Here is a 21,567-nt window from a genome sequence, read left to right as displayed (position 1 = left end):
AACCAAATGGGGATCGGTATGAGCAATCGAAAACTCGCAAAATGGCTGGGTAGCGCAACGTTGTTACTGCTGGCCGGTACCAGCATGGCCCAGGCACAAACCCTTCACTTCGGTGTGGCAGCCGAACCCTATCCACCGTTCGCGGTGAAGCAGCCGGACGGTACGTGGCAGGGTTTTGAAATCGATTTGATCCATAAGCTCTGCACAGAGATGAAGGCTGATTGTGTCATCGACGACGTCGCTTGGGACGGGATCATTCCGTCACTGAAGGCGAAAAAAATCGATGTGATCTTCGCCTCTATGTCGATCACCGATGAGCGCAAGAAAGAGATCGCGTTCAGCGTGCCTTACTACGACACGCCAGTGGCCATCGCCGGGCCCAAAGGCACCAATGTGATGGTCAGCCCTGAGGGCTTGAAGGGCAAAGTGGTGGGGGTGCAGATCTCCACGGTCAGCGCCAATTACATGAAGCAAAAATATACGGGTATCGCCGACATCCGCTATTACGACACTCAGGACTCGGCCAACGCCGACCTGGTGGCAGGCCGTATCGACCTGATCATGGCTGATGGCACCGCAGTCTCGGATTTCGTCAAATCGCCTGACGCTAAAGGCTTGGCCAATCTGGGTATCGTGCCGCCGGATCCGATCTTCGGTGATGGTGTGGGTGCGGGGCTGCGTCCGGATGACGGCGCGCTCAAGGCACGTCTGGATACCGCGATTACCGCGTTACTGGCCAGCCCGGATTACAGCAAGATCTCCGGTAAGTACTTCGATATCAGCGTCAAACCGCATTTGTAAGCGCCAGCGGACGTTGATTTCAGAGGCATCAATCACCGCCCTGCAAAGGGCGGTCATCGGAGAGCGTGTATGACATCGGCAGTTGATTTGATCGGCCTCGGCTCGCAGGGCTGGGGCCGCGCGTTGCTACAGGGGCTATGGATGACCCTGCAGATATCAGCCGGCGCTTTTGTGGTCGGGATTGTGATCGGGCTCTTGGTCGCCTGCGGCAAACTCAGCGGTTCCGGACCGTTGGTGGCGGCGATGCGGGTGTACACCACGTTGTTTCGGGCGGTGCCCGAGCTGTTGATGATCCTGCTGTTGTATTACGTGGGTTCCATGGGGCTCAACGTCGCGCTGGACTGGGCTGGGTTTGCGCCGATGAATATCAACGGTGAACTGGTCGCGATCGTGGTGTTGGGCATGGTTCAGGGCGCTTATGCGTCGGAGATTTTCCGCGCTGCGATACTGGCGATTCCTCACGGGCAGATCGAGGCCGCCCGCGCCTTTGGCCTCTCCGGCAGCGGGTTGTTTCGTCGGGTGACGCTGCCGATGATGGCGCCGTTCGCGTTGGCGGGCATGGCCAATCTGTGGATCAACCTGATCAAGGACAGCGCACTGATCAGCGTGGTCGGCACCAACGAGCTGCTGTACACGGCAAAACAGGCGGCCGGTTCCACGCGTCAGTACCTGCTGTTTTACCTGTCGGCAGCCGCGCTTTATTACCTGGTGACGCTGCTCTCCAACTACCTGTCGGGGCGGCTTGAACGGCGCATCCGTCGCTGGATGCCCCTGGCCTGAGTGAACCCAATGATTCCTCCATGGATGCTCGACTACATCAGCCTGCTGCTACGCGGGTTGCAAACGACGATTTCGATCCTGCTGATTTCCAGCGTGCTGGGCTTTACGCTGGCGATCCTCACTGCGCTGGCCCGGTTGTCGCGCAACCGGCTGCTGGCCGCGTCAAGCCTGGCTTATACCAGTGCGATAAGGGGCACGCCGCTGCTGATCCAGATCTACATCTTCTATTACGGGCTGGGCAGCTTGTTCTCTCAATTCCCGTTGGTGCGTGGCAGCTTTCTCTGGCCGTACCTGCGTGACGGCTATTGGTACATCGTCTTCGCCCTGGTGCTGTCGGTGGGCGCCTATGTCGGTGAGGTCATACGTGGCGGCCTGATGGCGGTGCCCAAAGGTGAAATGGAAGCGGCGTCGGCCTTTGGCATGACACCGCGTCAGGCACTGTTGCGGGTGCGTCTGCCACGGGCACTGCGCTTGTTGCTGCCGACCCTGGCCGGTGAGAGCGTAATGTTGCTCAAATCCACTGCGCTGGCCTCGACCATTGCCGTCATCGATCTGTTGGGTGCAGCCAACGTGGTGCGTGCGCAGACCTTCCAGATTTACCAGCCGCTGCTGCTGGTGGCGGCAACCTACGTGTGCCTGACCTTTATTATCGAAGGCTTGTTCGCCATTGCCGAGCGACGCGGCACGCCCCTGCGCAGGTCGGTGACATGAACCGCGCGAACATCGATCGATCGCTGCAAGGGGTGCTGTTGTGCGTCCTGGCCTATGGCTTTTTGTCGCTGCAGGATGCGGCGTTCAAATGGTTGGTGGCGGATTATTCGGTGTTCGAAATTCTGTTTTGGCGCGGTCTGGTGGTGGTCATCGCCTGCCTGTTGATTGGGCGCAGGACGCTGTGGCGACAGACCTGGCTATCAGCGAGCAAGCCCTTGTTGCTCAAGCGCGGCCTGCTGTCGATTCTGGCCTGGATTTTCTACTACACCGCCGCTCGGGATTTGAGCCTGGCGGAAATGACCACGTTGTATTTTTCCGCGCCGGTGATTGTCACCGTGCTGGCCAGCCTGATCCTCAAGGAGCACGCGACTCGTTGGCAGTGGTTTGCGGTGATCCTCGGGTTTGTCGGGGTGGTGATCGCCTGTCAGCCGGGACAGATGGCCGCGCCTTTGCCGGTGGCATTGGTGTTATTGGCCGCTGTGTGCTGGGCGTTTACCTACATCCAGTTACGCCAGGTCGATGGCTCGACGTCGGTGATGGTGCAGATGTTGATCACCAACGCGGTATTTGTGGTGTGCACCGGCGTGACACTGCCCTGGACGCACAGCGTCAGCTCGGCGTCGGCGCTGCTGGGCATGATTGCCACCGCATTGGTCGGGGGCATTGGTCAGTATTTGCTGTTCAGCAGTTTCACCCGTGCCACGGCCACCTTGTTGGCGCCTTTTGAGTACACGGGGCTGATCTGGGCGTTCGTCCTGTCGAGTCTGATCTGGGACACGGTGCTTGATCTGCCGCTGATCCTCGGTGCCGGCTTGATCGCCATCAGCGGTACGTTGGCAATGCTCTGCGCGCGGAGAAACTCACGTGTCGTGGTCGGGGCTGAAGGCGCCGCGTCGTAGGCCGGTGACCCAGCGGCGGCAGATGTCCAGGGCGTTTTCGGCACCAAACGTCTTGGGGTTCAGACACCATTCCAGCCACAAGCCATCCAGCATGGCGGACAGGCCGATGGCAGCGAGGGCGGCATTGCTGATCTGGAAGTTTTCTTCGGCCGCCAGCTCGCTGAGCAGCCGTTCGAGGAGGTTGCGGTAAGCACTGTAGCCCTTTTCATGGGCGTTGCTGACGTGAGGGGAATGACGGATCAAGCTCCAGAACACGACCCACACGCTGAGCAAACTGGGGTCAAGAACGCGGGGCGAAAACGAGGCGACCAGAAAGGCATCCAGCCGCTCGGCGGCGGAGCCGGCCTGGTCCACTTCCAGTTGCAGCGCGTTGGTCATCCCCAGCGAGAGTTTTTGATAGGCGTCGGCAATCAACACGTCGATGCTGCCGAAGTGATGGTTGACCAGGCCCACGGACACCCCGGCCTCTTTGGCGATGCGTCGTATGGAAATGCCCGCATGGCCTTCTTCGGCAAGGCATTTGAGCGCGGCAGTGATCAACAGGTCGCGGCGCTCATCGGGTTCGGCGCGGCGAAATTTACGGCCATCGGGTTCCACAGTGATTCCTGTAAGCGGGGCATAAGCAGTGAGATTAATTGAGCGTTCGTTCAATTTCCACTCATCTCTGAATCGACACATGAGCGACGACACACAGCGGCGACGGCTTCAGAGCCCGCTTCGCCCGACAATTCCACAAGGAGCAAGGGTATGGCTGAAGATGTTTCTGTGACGGTGCCCAGTGACTCCGGCGAACCTTCGCGATTGGCGGCCTGGCGCTTTCAGGGCGATGGCAGTGGGCCGACGGTCTACCTGCAAGCGGGCCTGCATGCGGATGAATTAGCCGGTATGTTGGTGTTGCACCTGCTGCTTGAGCGCCTGCATCGAGCCGAGGCCGAAGGTCGTGTGAAGGGCAGCATCACCGTGGTGCCACAGGCCAATCCTTTGGGTATCGCTCAGTTTCGCTGGGGCAAGATTCTGGGACGCTTTCACGAGTCGAGCGGGCAAAACTTCAATCGGCATTTCGATCAGTCGCTGTCCCTGACCCGGTCGACGGGTAATTTTGCCCAATGGCAACGGGCGTTGGTGGGGCTGGCAGCCGACGCCGACTATGTGCTCGATCTGCACACCGACGACGAGGCCCTGCCGTATCTGTACATGCACCGCAGCTTCTGGCCGCAAGGCGCGGACCTGGCGGCGGCGTTGAACGCCGATGTCGCGATTATTTGGGACGACAGCGGCGATGGCTCTTTCGAAGAAGCGATCATCGCTCCGTGGCAGGCGCAGCGCAGCGTCGGCAAGCTGGCGGCGACCATTGAATTGCGCGGGCAGGGCGACGTCAGTGATGCATTCGCCGAGCAGGACGCTCAAGGCTTGTACGCCTGGCTGTGTCATCGCGGGGTGATCGCCGACAATGAGGCGCAGGGCGGTTTGGCGCTGGAACAATGGCAGGGCGTTGCGGTGGAGATGGGGCACATGGAGTCGATCTTCGCCCCGGTGCCGGGCGTGCTGATTTTTGAAAAAGAGCTCGGCAGTTATCTCGAAGAAGGCGAGCGTTTTGCGCGCATTCTCAAGCGGCCGGGCGACCCTGCTTCAGAAGTGGTGTTGCGTGCCGCGCAAGCCGGACGCTTCGTGACCCGTTATCGGGATCGGTTGGTGCCGCAAGGCGCTGTCGTTGCCAAGTTCACGGGCAGCAAACCATCGGACAGCTGGAGTGGTGGAGTGCTCGACCCCTGAACGGCTTGCGTCGTCATAAAAAACGTTACCAAAAGCATTTCAATTGAGCCCGGAAGACGACAACCCTCGTCGTGCTATACAGTTGTTCAATACTCGCATGGGCAGCATTCCACTCGAGGTAACTCATCTTCAGGAGATGCACCAGGATGTCCCAGGAAATACGTTTTTCTCGTCTGGAGCCAGAGTTGCGCAAGGCGAAGCTGATCGAGGCGACGTTGGTCTGCCTCAAGCGTCATGGTTTTCAGGGGGCTTCGATTCGCAAGATCTGTGCAGAGGCGGGTGTTTCGGTGGGATTGATCAATCACCATTACGCCGGCAAAGACGAACTGGTGGCCGAAGCTTATATGGCGATTACCGGGCAGGTGATGACGCTGCTGCGAGACGCAGTGGCCGACGCTGCCCCTGGCGCGCGGGCAGGTTTGTCGGCGTTTTTTCACGGATCTTTTTCCCCCGAACTGCTTGATCCGCAACTGCTGGATGCCTGGCTGGCGTTCTGGGGCGCGGTAAGAACGGCCGACTCGATCAACCGGGCGCACGAACACTCCTACAGTGAATACCGCGCCGCGATACGCAAGCTGCTGGGTGGGCTGGCGCAGGAGGAGGGCTGGGTTGATTTCGATACCGACCTCGCATCAATCAGCCTTAGCGCGTTGCTCGACGGTTTATGGCTGGAGTCGGGGATCAACCCCGGCGCATTCACGCCGCAGCAGGGCATTCAGATCTGCGAGGCCTGGGTTGATGGTTTACAGGCTGGCGGTCGGCAGCGGTTTCTCCTTCCGAGCAAGGGTTGATGAGCGATGACTTCACGGGTATTGATCGTCGACGACGATGCGCTGAATCGTGAACGACTTCAAACCTGCCTCTCGGGAGAAGGTTACGAAGTGCACTGCGCCGGCACCGCCGAGCAGGCCGAAGCGTGTCTTGCGAGTACAGCGATCGAGCTGCTGGTGTTGGCGACTTGTCTTCCGGGCAAGGACGGATTGACCCTTGCGCGTGAACTGAGGTTGCACTCGGAAATCGGCATCCTGTTGATCGCCGACCGCGATGATGAGGTCGAGCGGATCAATGGCCTTGAGTGCGGTGCGGACGACTACCTGATCAAATCCCTCAATCCTCGAGAACTGGTTTCACGGGCGAAAAATCTGCTGCGCCGGGTACGTCACGCGCGGCTTCTGCCCCCGGTCGGACAGCCCAGACAGCACGTTCAACAATTTGCCGCCTGGGCGCTGGACGTCGACCGCCGCCGCTTGATTGATCGGATCGGTGGCGAAACCTTGCTGACCCACGGCGAATATCAGTTGCTCTGCGCCTTCCTGCGCAACAGCGGGAATATCCTGAGTCGCGACCAATTAATGGATCAGCTGCGCAACCGCGAATGGCTGCCCAACGACCGTTCCATCGACGTGTTGGTGGGGCGACTACGACGCAAACTGCATGACAATCCTGCCGAGCCGCAGTTGATTATCACCATCCACGGTGCGGGTTATCTGTTCACCGCAGGCGTTGCGGCGGCCTGACAACGCTTCGCGAAGTTGTTCGAATATGTAACAACGCCGCGAGCCTTCTTTGTCCGTATCGATTTAAGTCAATATAAATCAATTGGTTAAACGATTATTTGACGCGTGTTCTGCGTCAGGGCCGAAGGATTGCCGGCTTGTTGAACAGTCGTTTAGTATGGCCGCAAGTCGCTTCCTTCCTCATGACAAAACACAATAACTCGGGGACTCACATGACTACCCAATCGTCTCTGCTCAGCAAGGTTGACGCAGGCATCGCCTGGATCACCCTCAACCGTGAGCCTCAGCGCAACGCGCTGGACATTCCGACTCTCAAAAGTCTTCTCGTCTTACTGAATCAGTACAACGCCGACCCGACCGTGCGCGTTCTGCTGCTGACCGGAAACGGTCGCAGTTTCTGCGCGGGGGCTGACCTCACGGAGTGGGCCGACGCCGAGGCGCGTGGGGCGCTGGAAAGCTATGGCTGGACACAAACCGCTCACGCCGTGATGGCGCGCTTGCACCTCCTGGAGAAACCGACTATCGCCGCCATCAACGGTACGGCTGTCGGCGCTGGCATGGATCTGACCCTGTGCTGCGATTTTCGTATCGCCGCCCAATCCGCGCGTTTCAAAGCGGGCTACACCAGCATGGCTTACTCGCCGGATGCCGGTGCGAGCTGGCATTTGCCGCGCTTGATCGGCAGTGAGCAGGCCAAGCGTCTGCTGTTCCTCGATGAACTCTGGAGTGCCGAACGTGCGCTGGCCGCAGGCCTGGTCAGTGAGGTGTGCGCCGATGAGCAACTGCTGGCGCGCGCTGGCGAGCTGGCCTTGCGTCTGGCCAGCGGTCCGACCTTTGCCTTTGCCCAGACCAAAAAACTGATCCGTGAAGGCGCGCAACGCACGCTGGCCGAGCAACTGAGCGCCGAGCTGGAGGCGGGTCTGCTGTGTGGCCGAAGTCAGGACGGCGATGAAGCGCTGCGCGCGGCAATGGAAAAACGGATTCCTCAATTCATCGGCAAATAAATCGAACAGCAGGTAGCGCTATGGATTTCCAACTGAGCCAAGAACAAGAAATGTTGGTCGACGCGGTCCGCAGTTTTGTCGCCAAGGAGTTGCTGCCCCATGAAGAAGCCGTGGACCGTGCCGATGCGGTGCCCCCGGAGCTTGCCGCGCAGATTCGCGGCAAGGCGCTCGCCGCCGGATTTTACGCGTTCAACATGCCAGAAGAGGTCGGTGGCGGTGGGCTCGACTACCTGTCGCAGGCGTTGATCGAGCGCGAGCTGTCCAAGTGCTCCTGGGCGCTGCATGTGTTCGTCGCGCGGCCCTCTAAAATCCTCATGGCCTGCAAAGGCCAGCAGATTCAGGACTACTTGTTGCCCTGTGTGCGGGGCGAAAAAATCGACTGTTTCGCCTTGACCGAACCGGGTGCCGGCTCCGACGCCAATTCGATCAAGACCCGTGCCGTGCGTGATGGCGACGACTTTGTGCTCAATGGCAGCAAGCACTTCATCAGCCACGCCGGACACGCCGATTTCGCCATTGTGTTTGCCGTCACCGATACCTACGAACAGAACGGCCGCAAGCGCAACGCAGTCACTTCGTTCCTGGTCGACAGCGAGACGTCCGGGATGACCATTCGCCGTGGTCCCAAATGCGTCAGTAACCGTGGCTATCACACCTACGAAATGTTCTTCGACGACTGCCGCGTCCCTGCCTCGAAAGTACTTGGGGAGGTGGGCAAGGGTTGGGAAGTTGCCAACGCCTGGCTCACTGCCGGGCGAGTGATGGTGGCGGCCAACTGCGTCGGTCAGGCGCAACGTGCAATGGAGCTGTCGCTGAAATGGGCCGCGGATCGCCAGCAGTTCGGCCAGCCGATCGGCAGTTTTCAGGGGACCTCGTTCAAGCTCGCCGACATGGCCACGCAAATCGCCGCCGCCGAGCTGCTGACCCTGCATGCCGCCTGGAAAATGGATCAGGGCACGATGACTGATGGCGAGGCGGGCATGGCCAAGCTGTTTGCCAGCGAAGTGCTCGGTCGCGTGGCCGATGAAGCGGTGCAGATTTTCGGCGGCATGGGCCTGATGGATGAGGGCCCGGTGGAGCGCATCTGGCGTAACGCACGGATCGAGCGGATCTGGGAGGGCACATCGGAAATTCAGCGTCACATTATTGCCCGCGAATTGTTGCGGCCGCTGTTGCGCTGATCAGGACGGAGAACTGCTATGTCCCAGCACATTCGCGACAACCTCAAACGCCTGCTCGCGCCGCGCCACTTGGCGTTCATCGGCGGTCGGAGCATGGCCCGCGCGCTCAAACGCTGCGCAGAAGGCGGGTACCAAGGCCAGATGTGGCTGGTCAATCCGCAAAACGATAGCCTCGAAGGCGTACCCTGCGTGCGCTCGGTGGCGGACTTGCCCTGCGGGCCGGACGCCGTATTCATTGCTACCAACCGTGAACTGACACTGACCTGCGTGGCCGAACTGGCCGCCAAAGGTGTCGGCGGGGCGATCTGCTACGCCTCTGGTTTCGCTGAAACGGGTGCAGAAGGCCAGGCCTTGCAGGATCAGTTGCTCCAGGCCGCAGGCGACATGGCCTTGCTCGGCCCCAACTGCTATGGCCTGCTCGACTACCTGCACAGCGCCGCGCTGTGGCCGGTAGCTCACGGCGGCAAGCCAGTGCGAACGGGCGTCGCGGTACTCACCCAGAGCGGTAACTTCGCTTACAACCTGTCCATGAGCGACCGTTCGCTGCCGGTGGCGTACATGGCGTCGGTGGGCAACCAGGCACAGCTGGGCATCGCCGAATTGATGGATGCGTTGCTCGACGAACCGCGTGTCACCGCCATCGGCCTGCACCTGGAAGGCCTGAAAAACGTACCTGGATTTGCCCGGGCGGCGCACAAGGCGCTGGAAAAAGGCATCCCGATCATCGCGTTGAAAACCGGGGTGTCGCAGATCGGTGCCGAACTGGCGCTCAGCCACACCAGTTCGCTGGCCGGTTCCGATGTGTTGTACGACAGTTTGTTCGCGCGTCTGGGGGTGATTCGCGTCAGTGGCCCGGTGAGTTTCGTCGAAACCCTCAAGGCCGCGGCGTGCGGCGATCTTCCCGCCGGCAATAGACTGATCGCGCTGGCTTGTTCAGGCGGCGATGCCGGGTTGATCGCCGACTACGCCGAACGCAATGATCTGCGCCTGCCGACACTCGATGACAGCCAGCGCGGTGAACTGGTGCAGGTGCTGCCCAGTTACGCCAATCTGGTCAACCCGCTGGACTTCACTACGGCGATCTGGGGCAACCGCGAGGCGCTCGACAGCATGCTCGACAGCGCATTGCGCACCCCGGCCGATGCTGCCTTGCTGGTGCTCGATTATCCGAGCGAAGCCACCGGCGAGCGCAAGGAATGCGACCTGCTGCTGGAGCTGTATTGCGCAGCATTGGTACGCCATGGCAAGACCGGATTCGTCGCCTCGGCATTCCCCGAACTGCTCCCGGCCAGCGCCCGCGAACGCCTGCACGCCCATGGCGTGGCGGCTTTGCAGGGCGTGGAAGATGGTCTGGCGGCGTGGGGGCGGATCGCCGGTTATCAGCAACGCCGCCATGCGCTGTTGGCCCTTGGTGAGTCGGTGTTGGTGCCCATTTGCCCGCAGGCGCGCGAAGGCGATGGTCATGTGCTGGATGAGTGGCAGTCCAAACAGGCGTTGCGGGCTTTTGGCCTACCCACTCCTCCAGGGGTTTTGAGCACGCCGAGCGAGGCGTTGGCAGCGGCGGCCAGCTTCGGGTATCCGTTGGTGCTCAAAGCGGTCAGCGCCCGGTTGCCGCACAAGACTGAAGCCGGTGCGGTAGCCCTCGACTTGCCGGATGCATCGGCCTTGCACCGTGCGCTGGAGCAGATGCGTCAGCGCATTGCCGACTACGCGCCGGATGTGCCGTTCGATCAACTGCTGCTGGAACGCATGGCGCCCGCACCCCTGGCCGAGTTGATCGTTGGCATCAAGCGCGAAACTCACTTCGGTCTGGCGCTGGTCATCGGGGCCGGCGGCATTCTCGTCGAACTGCTCAAGGACAGCCGCAGCCTGCTGCTGCCCACCAATGTCGGGGCGATTCGCGCGGCCCTGTTGAGTCTGCGCAGCGCACCCTTGCTGTTGGGCTTTCGCGGGCGCCAGGCGGCGGATCTGGATGTGTTGGTTGCGGCGATCAGTGCTGTGGCGGACTACGCCTGCGAGAACGCCGAACACCTGCTCGAACTTGATGTGAACCCATTATTGGTCGGTGCCCAAGGCACGGTTGCAGTCGATGCGTTGATTCGTCTCGGCTAAAAAAGGAGTTGTTTATGCAAGCAGTTAAAACCTTGACCGGTGGCCAGGCGTTGGTGCGTCTGCTGGCCAATTACGGTGTCGACACGGTATTCGGCATTCCCGGTGTGCACACGTTGGAGCTTTATCGCGGCTTGCCCGGCAGTGGCATCCGCCATGTGCTGACCCGCCACGAGCAGGGCGCGGGTTTCATGGCCGACGGTTATGCGCGGGTCAGTGGCAAGCCTGGCGTGTGCTTTGTCATTACCGGTCCGGGCGTGACCAACGCGGCCACGGCGATAGGGCAGGCCTATGCCGATTCGATTCCGCTGTTGGTGATTTCCAGCGTCAACCACAGCGCCAGCCTTGGCAAAGGTTGGGGTTGCTTGCATGAAACGCAGGACCAGCGGGCGATGACTGCGCCGATCACCGCGTTTTCGGCGGTGGCCTTGAGTGCGCAGGATCTGCCGGAACTGATCGCCCGGGCGTACGCCGTATTCGACAGCGAGCGGCCGCGTCCGGTGCATATTTCGGTTCCGCTGGACGTCCTGGCCGCGCCGATTACCCGCGACTGGAGCAACGAGGTGGTGCGCCGCCCAGGCCGTGGCGTACCGGCAGCCAGTGCCCTGGAGCAAGCCGCAGCCAAACTTCAGGCGGCGAAACGTCCGATGATTATCGCGGGCGGCGGCGCGCTGGATGCAGGCCAGGCGCTGCACACGTTGAGTACTCGTCTGGCGGCACCATTTTTCAGCAGTGTTGCAGGCAAGGGCTTACTGCCACCCGAGGCGCCGTTGAACGCGGGTTCGACGCTCTGCATCGAGCCCGGCTGGAGCCTGATCGAACAGGCGGATGTGGTGCTCGCCGTGGGCACCGAAATGGCCGATACCGACTATTGGCGTGAGCGTCTGCCCCTCAATGCCGAGCTGGTGCGCGTCGACATCGACTCACGCAAGTTCAATGATTTCTACCCCTGTGCTGTCGCCCTGCACGGTGATGCACGGCAAACCCTCGACGCCTTGCTGGCGCTGTTGCCAGCGCAACCGCGAGATCCGAGCAGCGCGACCCAGGCAGTCAGCACCTTGCTGGCGGCAGTCAAGGCCGGGCACGGGCCGTTGCAGTCGATCCACCAAGCGATCCTCGACCGGGTGATGGCCGTGCTGCCGGAAAACGCAGTGATCAGCAGCGACATGACGCAACTGGCCTACACCGGCAATTACGCCTTTGTCAGCCGGGCGCCGCGCAGTTGGTTGCACCCGACCGGTTACGGCACCCTCGGTTATGGCCTGCCTGCCGGAATCGGCGCCAAGTTTGGCGCGCCGCAGCGGCCCGGTCTGGTGCTGGTCGGCGATGGCGGCTTCCTCTACACCGCACAAGAACTGGCGACCGCCGTCGAGGAGTTGGACAGCCCGCTGGTGGTGCTGCTGTGGAACAACGATGCGCTGGGGCAGATCCGCGATGACATGCTCGGGCTGGATATCGAGCCCATCGGCGTGCTGCCGCGCAACCCCGATTTCGCCGGGCTTGGCCGCGCGTTCGGCTGTACGGTCAGGCAGCCGCAAAGCCTCGACGAACTGCAAGAAGACTTGCGCACCGGCTTCAGTCATCCCGGCGTGACCTTGATCGAACTCAAGCAGGCCTGCGCTCGTTAATTAAGGAAACTCCATGAATGTATTGATCGTCCATGCCCACCCGGAGCCCAAGTCCTTTACCGCGGCCCTGCGTGACCAGGCGGTGGAAACTCTGCAAGCCCAGGGGCATCAGGTGCAAGTATCGGACTTGTATGCGATGAACTGGAACCCGGTGGCCGGTGCCGATGACTTCTCGTCCAGGGAAGACCCGGATTATCTGGTCTATGCGCTGGAACAGCGCCTTGGGGTCAAAAGCCAATCGCTCGCCGCCGATATCCAGCAGGAGCTGGACAAACTGCTGTGGGCCGATCTGCTGATCCTGAACTTCCCGATTTTCTGGTTTTCGGCACCGGCCATGCTCAAGGGCTGGATCGACCGGGTACTGGTGTCCGGTGTCTGCTACGGAGGTAAGCGTTTCTACGATCAGGGCGGCCTGCGCGGCAAGAAAGCACTGGTCACGGTGACGCTGGGCGGGCGCGAGCACATGTTCGGCGAGGGCGCGATCCATGGCCCGCTGGAGGATATGTTGCGTCCGATACTGCGCGGCACGCTGGCGTATGTGGGGCTCGATGTACTGCCGCCCTTTGTCGCCTGGCATGTGCCCTACATCAGTCATGAAGCGCGCGGAGACTTTCTGAAGAGCTATCAGCAACGCCTGATACACGTCGCCGATGACCAACCCATGGAGTTTCCGCGCTTGAGTCAGTTCGACGAGGCGCTGTATCCGTTGGCCTAGGGGTTGTTGACGTTTGGTGGCGAACCGCATCACCAAACGTCAACAGACCCTAGATAGCCGTCAGTCGATTTGCCAACTGTCATCGCCTTCTTCGAGCGTGCCGCCGTGATCGGTTGTATCGCCGACCCGAGCGACGGGCTTGCCATCGATTTGCATCAAGCTCGACCCCGTATTGATAACGGCGCCGCAACTGAGGGTGTCGCCAACACAGGCAACGGCTCGACCGTTGACCTCGAAGCTTTCAGCACCGCTTTGGACGGTGACAGGGCCACACGATGGGCAGGCATGTTTGTGGCCAACTAAAACAACGGCAGGCATAGGGGATACTCCAAAGAAACGAAAGGTCGCCGGCTACATCCGCAGCGTCCAAATCATTGTTCAGAATCCGCCGCCTGACGATCCAGGCGACGGACATGAGAGTGGCTTTAGACCGGTTTGCGCCAGTCGTCGGAGGCCTCGGTGCCGGCCACTACGTGGGTCCAATCGATCTTGCGGTAGGCCATGCTGACCTTGACCAGTTGGTTGTATCCGGCGTTGTCGGCGTTTTGCGCGTGGGGTAGTACGGTGTGAATGTCGACGATGGTGGCATCTTCCAGCTTGGTGGTGAAAAAGTGCTCTTGCTTGCCATCAACGGAGGTTCGATACCATTTCACTTCCACGGTAGGCAGCATTTCACCTGTCGCCAGGGCTTGGTACAGCATCGGCGAAGCCTTGTTCAGGGCACTGGTGAATATGAAGGGCTTGTGTACACGCTGGCCTGAGGATTGGCCGCTTTGCGGATCGGTAGGTGTGGTGACGCGATGATCGATTTCCTGGACCAGGATTTCGTCTTCGTGGCCTTCGACATAACCATTACCGACGGAGTCGGCGGTGAAAGCGCCCTTGGTGATATGACCTTGAGTTTTGCCGTGAATGCTGATGTAGGCTGGGGTTGCCATGAAAGGCTCCTTAGTCTCTATAAGTGGCTGGCCATAATGGCCGTTACCATCGAAATGGGATGGTGCAGGGGGTTATGGCAAGTACAGTGCCAATCCTTTTGGCGTGCTTATAAATATTCAAATAAGCCCTTTAAAAACAGTAAGTTATATATTTTTTCAATAAGCCTCAGCGTCGAATTAAAACGCTGTTTTGAATAAAATCTGGTGGATTCATCGTCCTGTCGAGCCATTAATGGCTCGACATCCATCAACCTATTGATTTAATTGAATAAGTCACGGGCCATTTTTGACTCGATCGGGTCAAAAATGGCCTGAGCGATAGGGTGGAAGAGCTCTTGAGCGGCTCACAGCTTCAGAATGCCGTCCAGTGACTGCAAGACTTGCTGAGTGGTGGTGTTCAGGCGCACGGCGTAGATCGTGTACGCGGCCAGTAGTATCGCGGCGGCGGCACCCCACGGTGCCCACCACGGCCATTGGCCTCTCATCCTGAAGTGGCGGGGGGCGATATTGGTCATTGCGTCGGTCAGGCGCTCGGGTGGCTCACCGCGCAAATCGCGCAGGACCCGGTGCACCTTGACAATGATCTTCTGCAACTCTTGGGCGCCAGTGTTCGGAACAGAATATTTACCCTTGAGACCCAAGCACAGACACAGGTACATGAACTCCAGCACGTCGCGGTACTTCTCGGGTTCCATCAGCATCCGCGAGAGCAGGGTGAAGAACTTTTCGCCGCCCCAGGTTTCATGGTGAAACGCACTGAGCAGCGAGCGCTCGCTCCAGGCCGAGCCATTGCCCCAGGGAGTGGCCATCACGGCTTCATCAATGAACAGGCACAAGCTATAGGAGTAGGCGAGTTGAGTCGCGGTGTCGTAATCGTACTGACGCATTTCCTCAATTACCGTGCTGATCTGGTTGTGCACAGCCCTATAGAGTTCGAGGATGTCTTTGCATTCGTTGATCCTGCGCAGACGAATGACCAGACCAAACAGCGGTGCGGCAGCATCGGTCATGGGATTGCCGCTATGGCCGCGCAATTCAAAATCCGAGTCATGGCTCCGGGCAATTGGCGCTTCGTTGAAGCTCACTTCACTGACGTTCGGGGCCGGTAGAGGGGGGCTGTTACGTGGATCAACACTGCCGTGAAAATCATCGAGTGAAGGGTGGGGGGTATTCATGTCATTGACTCCTGATGGCCCAGAATTGCAGTTCCAGTTCGGGGAAATCACCAGCGATGTGGAAACCAAAACCGGCTGTGTTGTTCATCATCTGCCAGGTGGCATGATGGCGATCGAGTTCGAAATAGCTGAAGCCAGCGTGGAACGGCAGGTGACGGGGTGCGACGGGCAGCGGGCTCAGCGGAATGCCGGGCAACTGGAGGCTGACCAGTTCAGCGAGCTTCTCCATCGAGGCCACCTTGGTCTGCTGAAGAAACTGTTGTCGCAGCGTTTCCAGAGGCAGGCGGGCGCGCACCGCGAGAATGAAGTCGGCATCGCCGAACAAGCCGCGATCATTCACCGCCGCCGTGAGCACACCGTACTGTTGACGGATGATCGGCAGGGATACCGCCCGCGGTTGCAACACGGTGCTCAACGAGCGACGCAGGGTTTCTTCCAATGCCTGGAACGATTCGCGCAAGCGGTCATGCTGGTAGGGCGGGTACTCCTGGGGCAGGCGTCCTTCATCGGTAAAGGTCACCAACTCGCCACAGGCCTGACTGAACGCGATGTAGAGCTGTTCCGGATGCACATGCCGCTGCCGTGTCAGGTGCTGAAAATAGGGATGCAGGCGGTTCAACGTTTGCAGCAGGTTGAAGTCGGTGACATCGGCCACACCCGACTGGCCCGGCGAACCAATGCGTTCTGCAATGTTTTTGGCGCGCTCGCGTATCAGTCCGGAGATTTCTCCAAGAAAGCGTTTGAGGGGTGGCACCGCTTGTAGCGAAACGCTGGTCGGGTAGAACGCCTCATCCATCACCAGACTGCCGTCAGGACGCTTGTCCAGAATCCGCCCCAACGCAATCCCGGTAAACGCGCTACGGTCCTCGCGCTCCAGCGCCAGCTGCAGGTTTAACTCTGCCAGGTCGGTCTTCACGTGGTCGCCATTCTGGCTATGGGTGTCCTTGATCTCTGTGGACCGGGCCACGTAACGACTTTGGGCATAGGTGTCGGGCCAACGCACCTCCAGCCCCCCCTCTGACTTTAGCGGCAGGGTCAGGTACACGACCTGATTCACCGCCGAACTGTCGCCGATCTCCAACGGCGGCGGCGGAGCAAGGTCATTGGGAATGTCGAACACACTGCCGTCGGGCATGACCCCACGAGCGCGGACAATGTGGATCTTACCCAGGCTCAGGTGTGCCTGATTCAGCTCCAGTTCGCTGAAACCGTACAACACCTCGCTGACGCTGTTGAAGCGCTGGTGGGTGAACTGTTCGATCGAGCGCGCTTGCTGCTGGAAATGCTGCGGCTGGACGAACAGGCCTTCATGCCAGATAACCGGGTTCCTTGAGGCCATGGTGGGGCTCCTTTCAGGTTTTCAGAGTTTCAATGCATGGGAGCGGACGAAGACCGTTCTCCCATGACGGGGTGAGGGGCAGGTAGGGTGTGTACTGTGTGAGGTATCAGGCTGGAGGTCGGCCGGGGCAGGGCTCATGCACTTATTCATCGACGATCTTCCCGTTGACCCGGATAACAGGTTTGCGCTTTTCGGTGAAGCCGCAGAGCTCGTCAATTTTTTTGGGGAAAGGTGTGTAAGGGACGTTGTAAAGAATGTATTCCTCCAGGCAATTCGGCAGGATCCAGAAGAACAGCCAGAACACACGAACAGGCACCACCACGGGCGCCCATAGCTTGCCCTTAGTGGTGACGAGGCTGGTGCGCAAGGCGGCTTCCCACTCGTGGAAATGGCGCCATGTTGCTTGTCGGCGTGTCAGGTTTGAGAGTGGCGGTGGGGGCGGAGGAAGATCTTGCGGGCCGTAAGCCATAAACAGTTGCAGGTATTCCCACAGCGATTTGGCCGAACGATCGCCGACATATGCCCCCAGATTGCCGCACGCGACGCAGACTTCCCCGGGTTGCGGAAAAGCGTAATCGACTCCGATCAGATACAACGGATGCCGAGAGCCATAGCCGCTACCGGAAACGATGGGGATATAGCCGGCCAGTACTTCGAGCTGGTCCCAGTCCAGCACGTGTAGATGCGTTTTGCCTGGGAAGGTGTAATAAAGCTTGCGGGTACCACGGTGGATGCGGATGAAGGCGCCACGGTTGCGATGGGCGCCACTGAGCAAGAAAAACATGATGGCTATAGCGACGAAAATCAACCCCGACACCATAGTTTTTATGCCGTCATCCAAACTCCATGGTTTAACTGCTGTGTGCCATAAAAACACCGACATCCCGATAACAAATATTATCGACATACCAATAAAAATAGCTGCACCGCTTCGTGTTAAGTTGGCAAACGTCTCCAGTTCAACACACTGCTCGTTAATCCGTCGCACACCATCCGGTTGCGGCACTTCACCCGTGGAGTAACCGTGATGCAGGCGTGTGCCGCCAAAGCGCAGGCTTTTAGGCAGGCGCCTGATATTGGCCGCGCTCACTTTGGTGCCTCCACGGGCGCGACTTTGTTTTCATCAATGGGATCACTGAACCAACCGCCTGAAGTAAATATCAGCGGCTCCGGTGCACCCATCATGGCGATCAGAGGAAGGTAATTACTGCGCTCATTCATCGACGATCTTCCCATTCACCCGGATGATCGACTTGCGCTTTTCGGTAAAACCGCAGAGCTCGTCGATTTCTTTCGGGAACGGTGTGTAAGGCACGTTGTAGAGAATGTATTCCTCCAGGCAGTTCGGCAGGATCCAGAAGAACAGCCAGAACACACGAATAGGCACCACCACGGGCGCCCATAGCTTGCCCTTAGTGGTGACGAGGCTGGTGCGCAAGGCGGCTTCCCACTGGTGGAAATGGCGCCATGTTGCTTGTTGGCGTGTCATGTTTGAGAGTAACGGTGGAGGCGGAGGAAGATCGTGCGGGCCATGGGCCATAAACAGCTGCAGGTACTCCCACAGCGACTTGGCCGAGCGATCACCATCGTACGCACCCAGGTTGCCACAGGCGACACAGACCTCTGCGGCGGGCGAAAAGCTGTAATCGACACCGATCAAGTACAAGGGATGGCGGCTGGTGTTGATGCTGCCAGTCACTATGGGAATGTAGCCAGCCACTGCTTCCAACTGGTTCCAATCCAATATGTGCAGATGTGTTTTGCCCGGAAAGGTGTAGTAGAGCTTGCGAGTACCACGATGGATGCGGATGAAGGCGCCACGACTGCGATGGGTGCCGCTGAGTAAGAAAAACATGATCGCAATAGAAACGCATATCATCCACAAGGCAGCGATCTCTATCCAATCGCTCAGACCCCAAGCCTCAGACTCAGAGAACCACATAACGATACACCCGACTAAAGCAGTGACGGCTGACATTCCTATAAAAATGGCTGAACCACTTCGGGTTAAGTTGGCGAATGTCTCCAGCTCGATACATTGCTCGTTGACCCGTCGCACACCATCTGGTTGCGGCGCTTCCCCAGTGGAATAACCGTGATGCAGACGTGTGCCACCAAAACGCAAGCTTTTGGGTAAACGCTTGATAGTAGCGGTGCTCATTTCGGCGCTTCCACCGGCGCGACTTTGGTTTCGTCAATGGGGTCACTGAACCAGCCGCCTGAGGTAAATATCAGTGGTTCCGGTGCACCCGGTTGGCTGAGGGCTAGATCCGGTTGCTCATTGGGGTCGGGCTGATACAGATACTCCAGCGCGACGTGTGCATCCTCATGCATGGCGATAGCCCAACTGCGCATCGCGCCAAGTGTTGGACCACGTGTGATCAGGTACTGACGTCGGTAATCGATGGGATGAGTGCGCGAGGCATGCATGATCGGACCTTCGACTCCAGACAGGCGCTGCCCGTCGAGGGTGACACGCATATCCCAGGCAAAGCGTTCACCCGTCATTGAGCTGGGCAGTAAGCAACCGATGGTCAGGGTGCCAACGTCATAGCCAAAGGACTTGTCCCACTGGGCACTTAAGCGCGGGCGGTAGAGCAGGTTGTAAAAAGCCTCCAGCTCTTGTTTATGGGTGTAGTGCTTTTGATGCAGTCCCCAGGCACTGTGTTTGAGCCAGATATCGAGTGGACCATGTTTTATGTCATCAGCCTGCATACCGAGATATATCATGGAACCAAGGGCGACCAATGTAATCACCGCCCAGCCAGCAGGAGTCAGCCCTAGTACCGCAACCGCTCCGCCGCCGGCGGCCATACTGGTAATGGACGCGGCAGTCGCGGAACCGCCTGCCCATGTGGCCAGGGTCAGTGTGCCACCGGCCACGGCCGTGCCTAGGTACAGTTTCGCTTGCTCCAGGTTGAGATCATTGACTGCGTTGACGGTTCTGATCCCGTCAGCTAGAGCAGCTAACGCAACGCCGCCCGCACCGAAGATGGAGATACCTAGCTTGACACCCAATGCTTTGACGGACGTTGCCAGCATTGCATTCCCACGCTTGGCGGCAGCCAGAGCAATGCCCGCAGCGCCGATCTCGATGGTTGCGCCACCCAACGCAAATATTGCGCCGAGAACAGCCATACGATTAGCGCTGCTTCGATCTTGTTCCAGCGCGCCTTTCGCTTGAGCAACCCCAATCACCGCCAGAACCCCACCCACCCCGGTAAACAAATACCCCGCTGGCCCGCGCAATTTCTCCAGACTCCTGATCAACGGATTCCCTTCCAGCGGCATCGCCCGTTTAGGCGGCAGCTCCGGGCGGGTTGCAGGGGCTTTATCGATCACCGTGTAGTCGGTTTCCCCGACCTTGACCCATTCGTAGATCGGCACCCGGAGGCTGAAGGTCTGTTCCACGATGGGCGCGGCGGCGGGCAGGTTCCAGCGCGCGATCAGTTCCGGTCCCAGAGTTTGGTAGCCTTGCAGCTCGCGGGCGAAGTGCAGGTACTGGGCGGCGCTGACTTCGTATTGGATCAGGGTGGCGTTGAAGCGCACTTCCAGCACATGCCGCAGGCGGCGGATCATGATGTCGGCACTGTGCGAGGTCGGAACGGCTTGCAGCAGGCTGATCAGGGCATTGGTGGCCGGGGTGGCGGCGTGTTCTTCGAGGTAGTTGTTGACGACCTCAAACACCCCTTTGCTCACGGTCAGGGTGTTGTTCAGGCGTGCCAGCAGCCCCAGATTGCCCAGGGTCACGGCCCGCCAATAGTGACTGCCTTGCACCGGTGAGTCGATCAGCGCACCCAGGATGCGTCGGCCCTCTTGGGTGTGCACCAGGGCGCCGAGGCACTGGAACACCGCTTCCTCGTAGCCGCGGGCGTTGTGGATCACGTTCAGGTCGAAGCAGCGCAGGGCCAGTTCCAGCGGCTTGCCGGGGTTGCAGAGGATGACCCAGGCGATGGCGTCATCGACGGCGTTTTCGATCGGCGTGTCGAAGGTGTTGAGCTGCGCCTTGTAGAGCGCCGGAAAGCTCTGGGCGGCGCTCAACTTGACCAGCGCTTGTTGCCGGGCCAGCGTCTGGGCCTGGGCCGGGGTACTGGCCTGCTGGAAATAGCCGTTGATCAGCTGCGCGCTGCTGAGTTTGTGCGCGTTGTCGGCGGCGAATTTAGCCTTGGCCTGCACCAGTGTGGTCGCCAGATGGTTGAGTTCGCTGGTAATGCCGAAGGGGTCTTTCAGCACCACCGCCAGCGCCACCACCTCTTTGTCGTGGCGCAGGGCCAGGCGCATTTCTTGATTGATGTACCCGGCGCTCACCGAGCGCGGCTGGCTTTCGCTCCACTGAAGGGGGCTGGCGCTGGGGATCTGCAACGAGCGCTGGCGAATCATGAGCGACGGCGGAACATTCAGCTCGGGAGCGACCGCGACCAGGTGGGAGGCGGGCAAGCTGTGCTTTTGTTCGGCACCGCCTGTGGGCTTGACTGGGGTGGCCAGCAGGCTGCGCAGTTGGTAGCTGTCCTGCTCGATCTGCCACAGGGTGCAATGGCTGAGGAGGGCGTCGCTGACCATCAGCCAGACGCTGTCGGCGGTGCTGGCCACGGGCGCCGGGATATACGCAGTCGCCCCGATGACGTGCGGCTTGGCATGGCGCCCGGGGGTGACATCGTCATAGTCCTTATCGCCCCACCAGAGCGCGGCGAACAGGGCGTTTTCGGTGACCTGATAGTGCTGCGTCCACATGCGCCCGTCTTTGAAGTAGAACAGATAGACGTAGCTGCCGGGGCGCAACAGGCGCAGGCCGTAATGCTTGCCGCCCTTGAGCGCCGGATAGCCGCGGGTGCCGAGTTGGGGCAAGGCGCTGCTTTCGTACGGCACGTCGGCTATCGCATAGCGCAGCGGGTAGATCGGCACACAGCGCTGGCAGGCCGGGTCGTTGAGGAACTGACCAAACTTGGGCTCGCTGGGATGAGGCGGTTGCAAGGCTTTTTTGTGAAGGTGGCACATGG

At 59.8% G+C, this 21,567-nt stretch carries 21 protein-coding genes; 12 read left to right on the top strand and 9 right to left on the bottom strand.

All coding sequences use genetic code 11. The annotated features are described in order from the left end of the window. Positions 1-18 precede the first annotated feature (18 nt). The 4 genes from AC1MEE_RS11315 (at position 19) to AC1MEE_RS11300 (ending at position 3,191) form a co-directional block, all read left to right on the top strand. Positions 19-801 carry a transporter substrate-binding domain-containing protein gene (locus AC1MEE_RS11315; protein WP_480415415.1) on the top strand — a complete coding sequence of 261 codons (783 nt, stop codon included), beginning with the start codon at positions 19-21 and terminating at the stop codon, positions 799-801. 69 nt (positions 802-870) lie between these two features. Next, positions 871-1,581: an ABC transporter permease gene (locus tag AC1MEE_RS11310; protein WP_480415414.1), complete on the top strand. Its 711-nt coding sequence runs from the start codon at positions 871-873 to the stop codon at positions 1,579-1,581. Between the two features lie 9 nt (positions 1,582-1,590). Continuing rightward, positions 1,591-2,292, top strand: a complete 702-nt coding sequence (locus AC1MEE_RS11305; RefSeq protein ID WP_480415413.1) for an ABC transporter permease — start codon at positions 1,591-1,593, stop codon at positions 2,290-2,292. Next, entirely contained in the window at positions 2,289-3,191 is a 903-nt protein-coding gene (locus tag AC1MEE_RS11300) for a DMT family transporter (RefSeq protein WP_480415412.1), read from the top strand. The genes AC1MEE_RS11305 and AC1MEE_RS11300 overlap by 4 nt, the downstream gene beginning before the upstream one ends. Here the strand turns inward: AC1MEE_RS11300 and AC1MEE_RS11295 are convergent. Beyond that, on the bottom strand, positions 3,153-3,788 hold the full coding sequence (locus AC1MEE_RS11295; RefSeq protein WP_480415410.1) for a TetR/AcrR family transcriptional regulator: 636 nt from the start codon (positions 3,786-3,788) through the stop codon (positions 3,153-3,155). The genes AC1MEE_RS11300 and AC1MEE_RS11295 overlap by 39 nt on opposite strands. A gap of 150 nt (positions 3,789-3,938) precedes the next feature. On the opposite strand from AC1MEE_RS11295, the gene AC1MEE_RS11290 reads away from it, so the two are divergent. The 8 genes from AC1MEE_RS11290 (at position 3,939) to AC1MEE_RS11255 (ending at position 13,118) form a co-directional block, all read left to right on the top strand. Next, positions 3,939-4,964, top strand: a complete 1,026-nt coding sequence (locus tag AC1MEE_RS11290) for a M14 family metallopeptidase (protein WP_480415409.1) — start codon at positions 3,939-3,941, stop codon at positions 4,962-4,964. Positions 4,965-5,110: 146 nt separating this feature from the next. Then, positions 5,111-5,755, top strand: coding sequence for a TetR family transcriptional regulator C-terminal domain-containing protein (locus tag AC1MEE_RS11285; protein WP_480415407.1), 645 nt, complete (start codon positions 5,111-5,113; stop codon positions 5,753-5,755). 6 nt (positions 5,756-5,761) lie between these two features. Next, a complete protein-coding gene (locus AC1MEE_RS11280; RefSeq protein ID WP_480415406.1) occupies positions 5,762-6,481 on the top strand; it encodes a winged helix-turn-helix domain-containing protein in 720 nt (239 codons plus the stop codon). A gap of 212 nt (positions 6,482-6,693) precedes the next feature. After that, positions 6,694-7,485, top strand: coding sequence for an enoyl-CoA hydratase/isomerase family protein (locus tag AC1MEE_RS11275; protein ID WP_480415405.1), 792 nt, complete (start codon positions 6,694-6,696; stop codon positions 7,483-7,485). Between the two features lie 20 nt (positions 7,486-7,505). After that, a complete protein-coding gene (locus AC1MEE_RS11270; protein WP_480415403.1) occupies positions 7,506-8,666 on the top strand; it encodes an acyl-CoA dehydrogenase family protein in 1,161 nt (386 codons plus the stop codon). 18 nt (positions 8,667-8,684) lie between these two features. After that, complete coding sequence (locus tag AC1MEE_RS11265; protein WP_480415402.1) at positions 8,685-10,778, top strand: acetate--CoA ligase family protein; 2,094 nt, start codon at positions 8,685-8,687, stop codon at positions 10,776-10,778. A gap of 14 nt (positions 10,779-10,792) precedes the next feature. Continuing rightward, on the top strand, positions 10,793-12,403 hold the full coding sequence (locus AC1MEE_RS11260) for a 5-guanidino-2-oxopentanoate decarboxylase (protein ID WP_480415400.1): 1,611 nt from the start codon (positions 10,793-10,795) through the stop codon (positions 12,401-12,403). Positions 12,404-12,416: 13 nt separating this feature from the next. Continuing rightward, a complete protein-coding gene (locus AC1MEE_RS11255; protein ID WP_480415399.1) occupies positions 12,417-13,118 on the top strand; it encodes an NAD(P)H-dependent oxidoreductase in 702 nt (233 codons plus the stop codon). A gap of 60 nt (positions 13,119-13,178) precedes the next feature. Here the strand turns inward: AC1MEE_RS11255 and AC1MEE_RS11250 are convergent, their stop codons facing one another. The 8 genes from AC1MEE_RS11250 to AC1MEE_RS11215 form a co-directional block, all read right to left on the bottom strand. Continuing rightward, positions 13,179-13,436: a PAAR domain-containing protein gene (locus AC1MEE_RS11250; RefSeq protein ID WP_480415398.1), complete on the bottom strand. Its 258-nt coding sequence runs from the start codon at positions 13,434-13,436 to the stop codon at positions 13,179-13,181. A 107-nt stretch (positions 13,437-13,543) separates the two neighbouring features. Then, positions 13,544-14,056, bottom strand: a complete 513-nt coding sequence (locus tag AC1MEE_RS11245; RefSeq protein WP_480415396.1) for an Hcp family type VI secretion system effector — start codon at positions 14,054-14,056, stop codon at positions 13,544-13,546. A gap of 344 nt (positions 14,057-14,400) precedes the next feature. Next, positions 14,401-15,231 (bottom strand): type IVB secretion system protein IcmH/DotU, encoded by an 831-nt coding sequence (icmH, locus tag AC1MEE_RS11240; protein WP_480415395.1) that lies wholly within the window; start codon positions 15,229-15,231, stop codon positions 14,401-14,403. A 1-nt stretch (position 15,232) separates the two neighbouring features. Beyond that, positions 15,233-16,570, bottom strand: coding sequence for a type VI secretion system baseplate subunit TssK (gene tssK / locus AC1MEE_RS11235; protein WP_480415394.1), 1,338 nt, complete (start codon positions 16,568-16,570; stop codon positions 15,233-15,235). 142 nt (positions 16,571-16,712) lie between these two features. Further along, the gene (locus tag AC1MEE_RS11230; protein WP_480415392.1) at positions 16,713-17,660 is read right to left on the bottom strand and encodes a DUF6708 domain-containing protein; all 948 of its coding nucleotides are present in this window, start codon (positions 17,658-17,660) and stop codon (positions 16,713-16,715) included. Continuing rightward, positions 17,657-17,791: a hypothetical protein gene (locus tag AC1MEE_RS11225; protein ID WP_480415391.1), complete on the bottom strand. Its 135-nt coding sequence runs from the start codon at positions 17,789-17,791 to the stop codon at positions 17,657-17,659. The genes AC1MEE_RS11230 and AC1MEE_RS11225 overlap by 4 nt, the downstream gene beginning before the upstream one ends. Beyond that, complete coding sequence (locus AC1MEE_RS11220) at positions 17,784-18,731, bottom strand: DUF6708 domain-containing protein (protein ID WP_480415389.1); 948 nt, start codon at positions 18,729-18,731, stop codon at positions 17,784-17,786. Before AC1MEE_RS11220 ends, AC1MEE_RS11225 begins: the two co-directional genes overlap by 8 nt. Further along, positions 18,728-21,565: a toxin VasX gene (locus tag AC1MEE_RS11215; protein WP_480415388.1), complete on the bottom strand. Its 2,838-nt coding sequence runs from the start codon at positions 21,563-21,565 to the stop codon at positions 18,728-18,730. Before AC1MEE_RS11215 ends, AC1MEE_RS11220 begins: the two co-directional genes overlap by 4 nt. Between the last annotated feature and the right edge of the window lie 2 nt (positions 21,566-21,567).

The sequence above is a fragment of the Pseudomonas sp. ASL3 genome (assembly GCF_056680425.1).
Note: the sequence above shows the minus strand (reverse complement) of the source record. Positions and strands in the feature narration are given on the sequence as shown.

Coding starts and splice junctions, on each gene's coding strand:
- AC1MEE_RS11315 (WP_480415415.1), top strand. CDS start 19: ATGAGCAATCGAAAACTCGCAAAATGGCTGGGTAGCGCAACGTTGTTA.
- AC1MEE_RS11310 (WP_480415414.1), top strand. CDS start 871: ATGACATCGGCAGTTGATTTGATCGGCCTCGGCTCGCAGGGCTGGGGC.
- AC1MEE_RS11305 (WP_480415413.1), top strand. CDS start 1,591: ATGATTCCTCCATGGATGCTCGACTACATCAGCCTGCTGCTACGCGGG.
- AC1MEE_RS11300 (WP_480415412.1), top strand. CDS start 2,289: ATGAACCGCGCGAACATCGATCGATCGCTGCAAGGGGTGCTGTTGTGC.
- AC1MEE_RS11290 (WP_480415409.1), top strand. CDS start 3,939: ATGGCTGAAGATGTTTCTGTGACGGTGCCCAGTGACTCCGGCGAACCT.
- AC1MEE_RS11285 (WP_480415407.1), top strand. CDS start 5,111: ATGTCCCAGGAAATACGTTTTTCTCGTCTGGAGCCAGAGTTGCGCAAG.
- AC1MEE_RS11280 (WP_480415406.1), top strand. CDS start 5,762: ATGACTTCACGGGTATTGATCGTCGACGACGATGCGCTGAATCGTGAA.
- AC1MEE_RS11275 (WP_480415405.1), top strand. CDS start 6,694: ATGACTACCCAATCGTCTCTGCTCAGCAAGGTTGACGCAGGCATCGCC.
- AC1MEE_RS11270 (WP_480415403.1), top strand. CDS start 7,506: ATGGATTTCCAACTGAGCCAAGAACAAGAAATGTTGGTCGACGCGGTC.
- AC1MEE_RS11265 (WP_480415402.1), top strand. CDS start 8,685: ATGTCCCAGCACATTCGCGACAACCTCAAACGCCTGCTCGCGCCGCGC.
- AC1MEE_RS11260 (WP_480415400.1), top strand. CDS start 10,793: ATGCAAGCAGTTAAAACCTTGACCGGTGGCCAGGCGTTGGTGCGTCTG.
- AC1MEE_RS11255 (WP_480415399.1), top strand. CDS start 12,417: ATGAATGTATTGATCGTCCATGCCCACCCGGAGCCCAAGTCCTTTACC.
- AC1MEE_RS11250 (WP_480415398.1), bottom strand. CDS start 13,436: ATGCCTGCCGTTGTTTTAGTTGGCCACAAACATGCCTGCCCATCGTGT.
- AC1MEE_RS11245 (WP_480415396.1), bottom strand. CDS start 14,056: ATGGCAACCCCAGCCTACATCAGCATTCACGGCAAAACTCAAGGTCAT.
- icmH (WP_480415395.1), bottom strand. CDS start 15,231: ATGAATACCCCCCACCCTTCACTCGATGATTTTCACGGCAGTGTTGAT.
- tssK (WP_480415394.1), bottom strand. CDS start 16,570: ATGGCCTCAAGGAACCCGGTTATCTGGCATGAAGGCCTGTTCGTCCAG.
- AC1MEE_RS11225 (WP_480415391.1), bottom strand. CDS start 17,791: ATGAATGAGCGCAGTAATTACCTTCCTCTGATCGCCATGATGGGTGCA.
- AC1MEE_RS11220 (WP_480415389.1), bottom strand. CDS start 18,731: ATGAGCACCGCTACTATCAAGCGTTTACCCAAAAGCTTGCGTTTTGGT.
- AC1MEE_RS11215 (WP_480415388.1), bottom strand. CDS start 21,565: ATGTGCCACCTTCACAAAAAAGCCTTGCAACCGCCTCATCCCAGCGAG.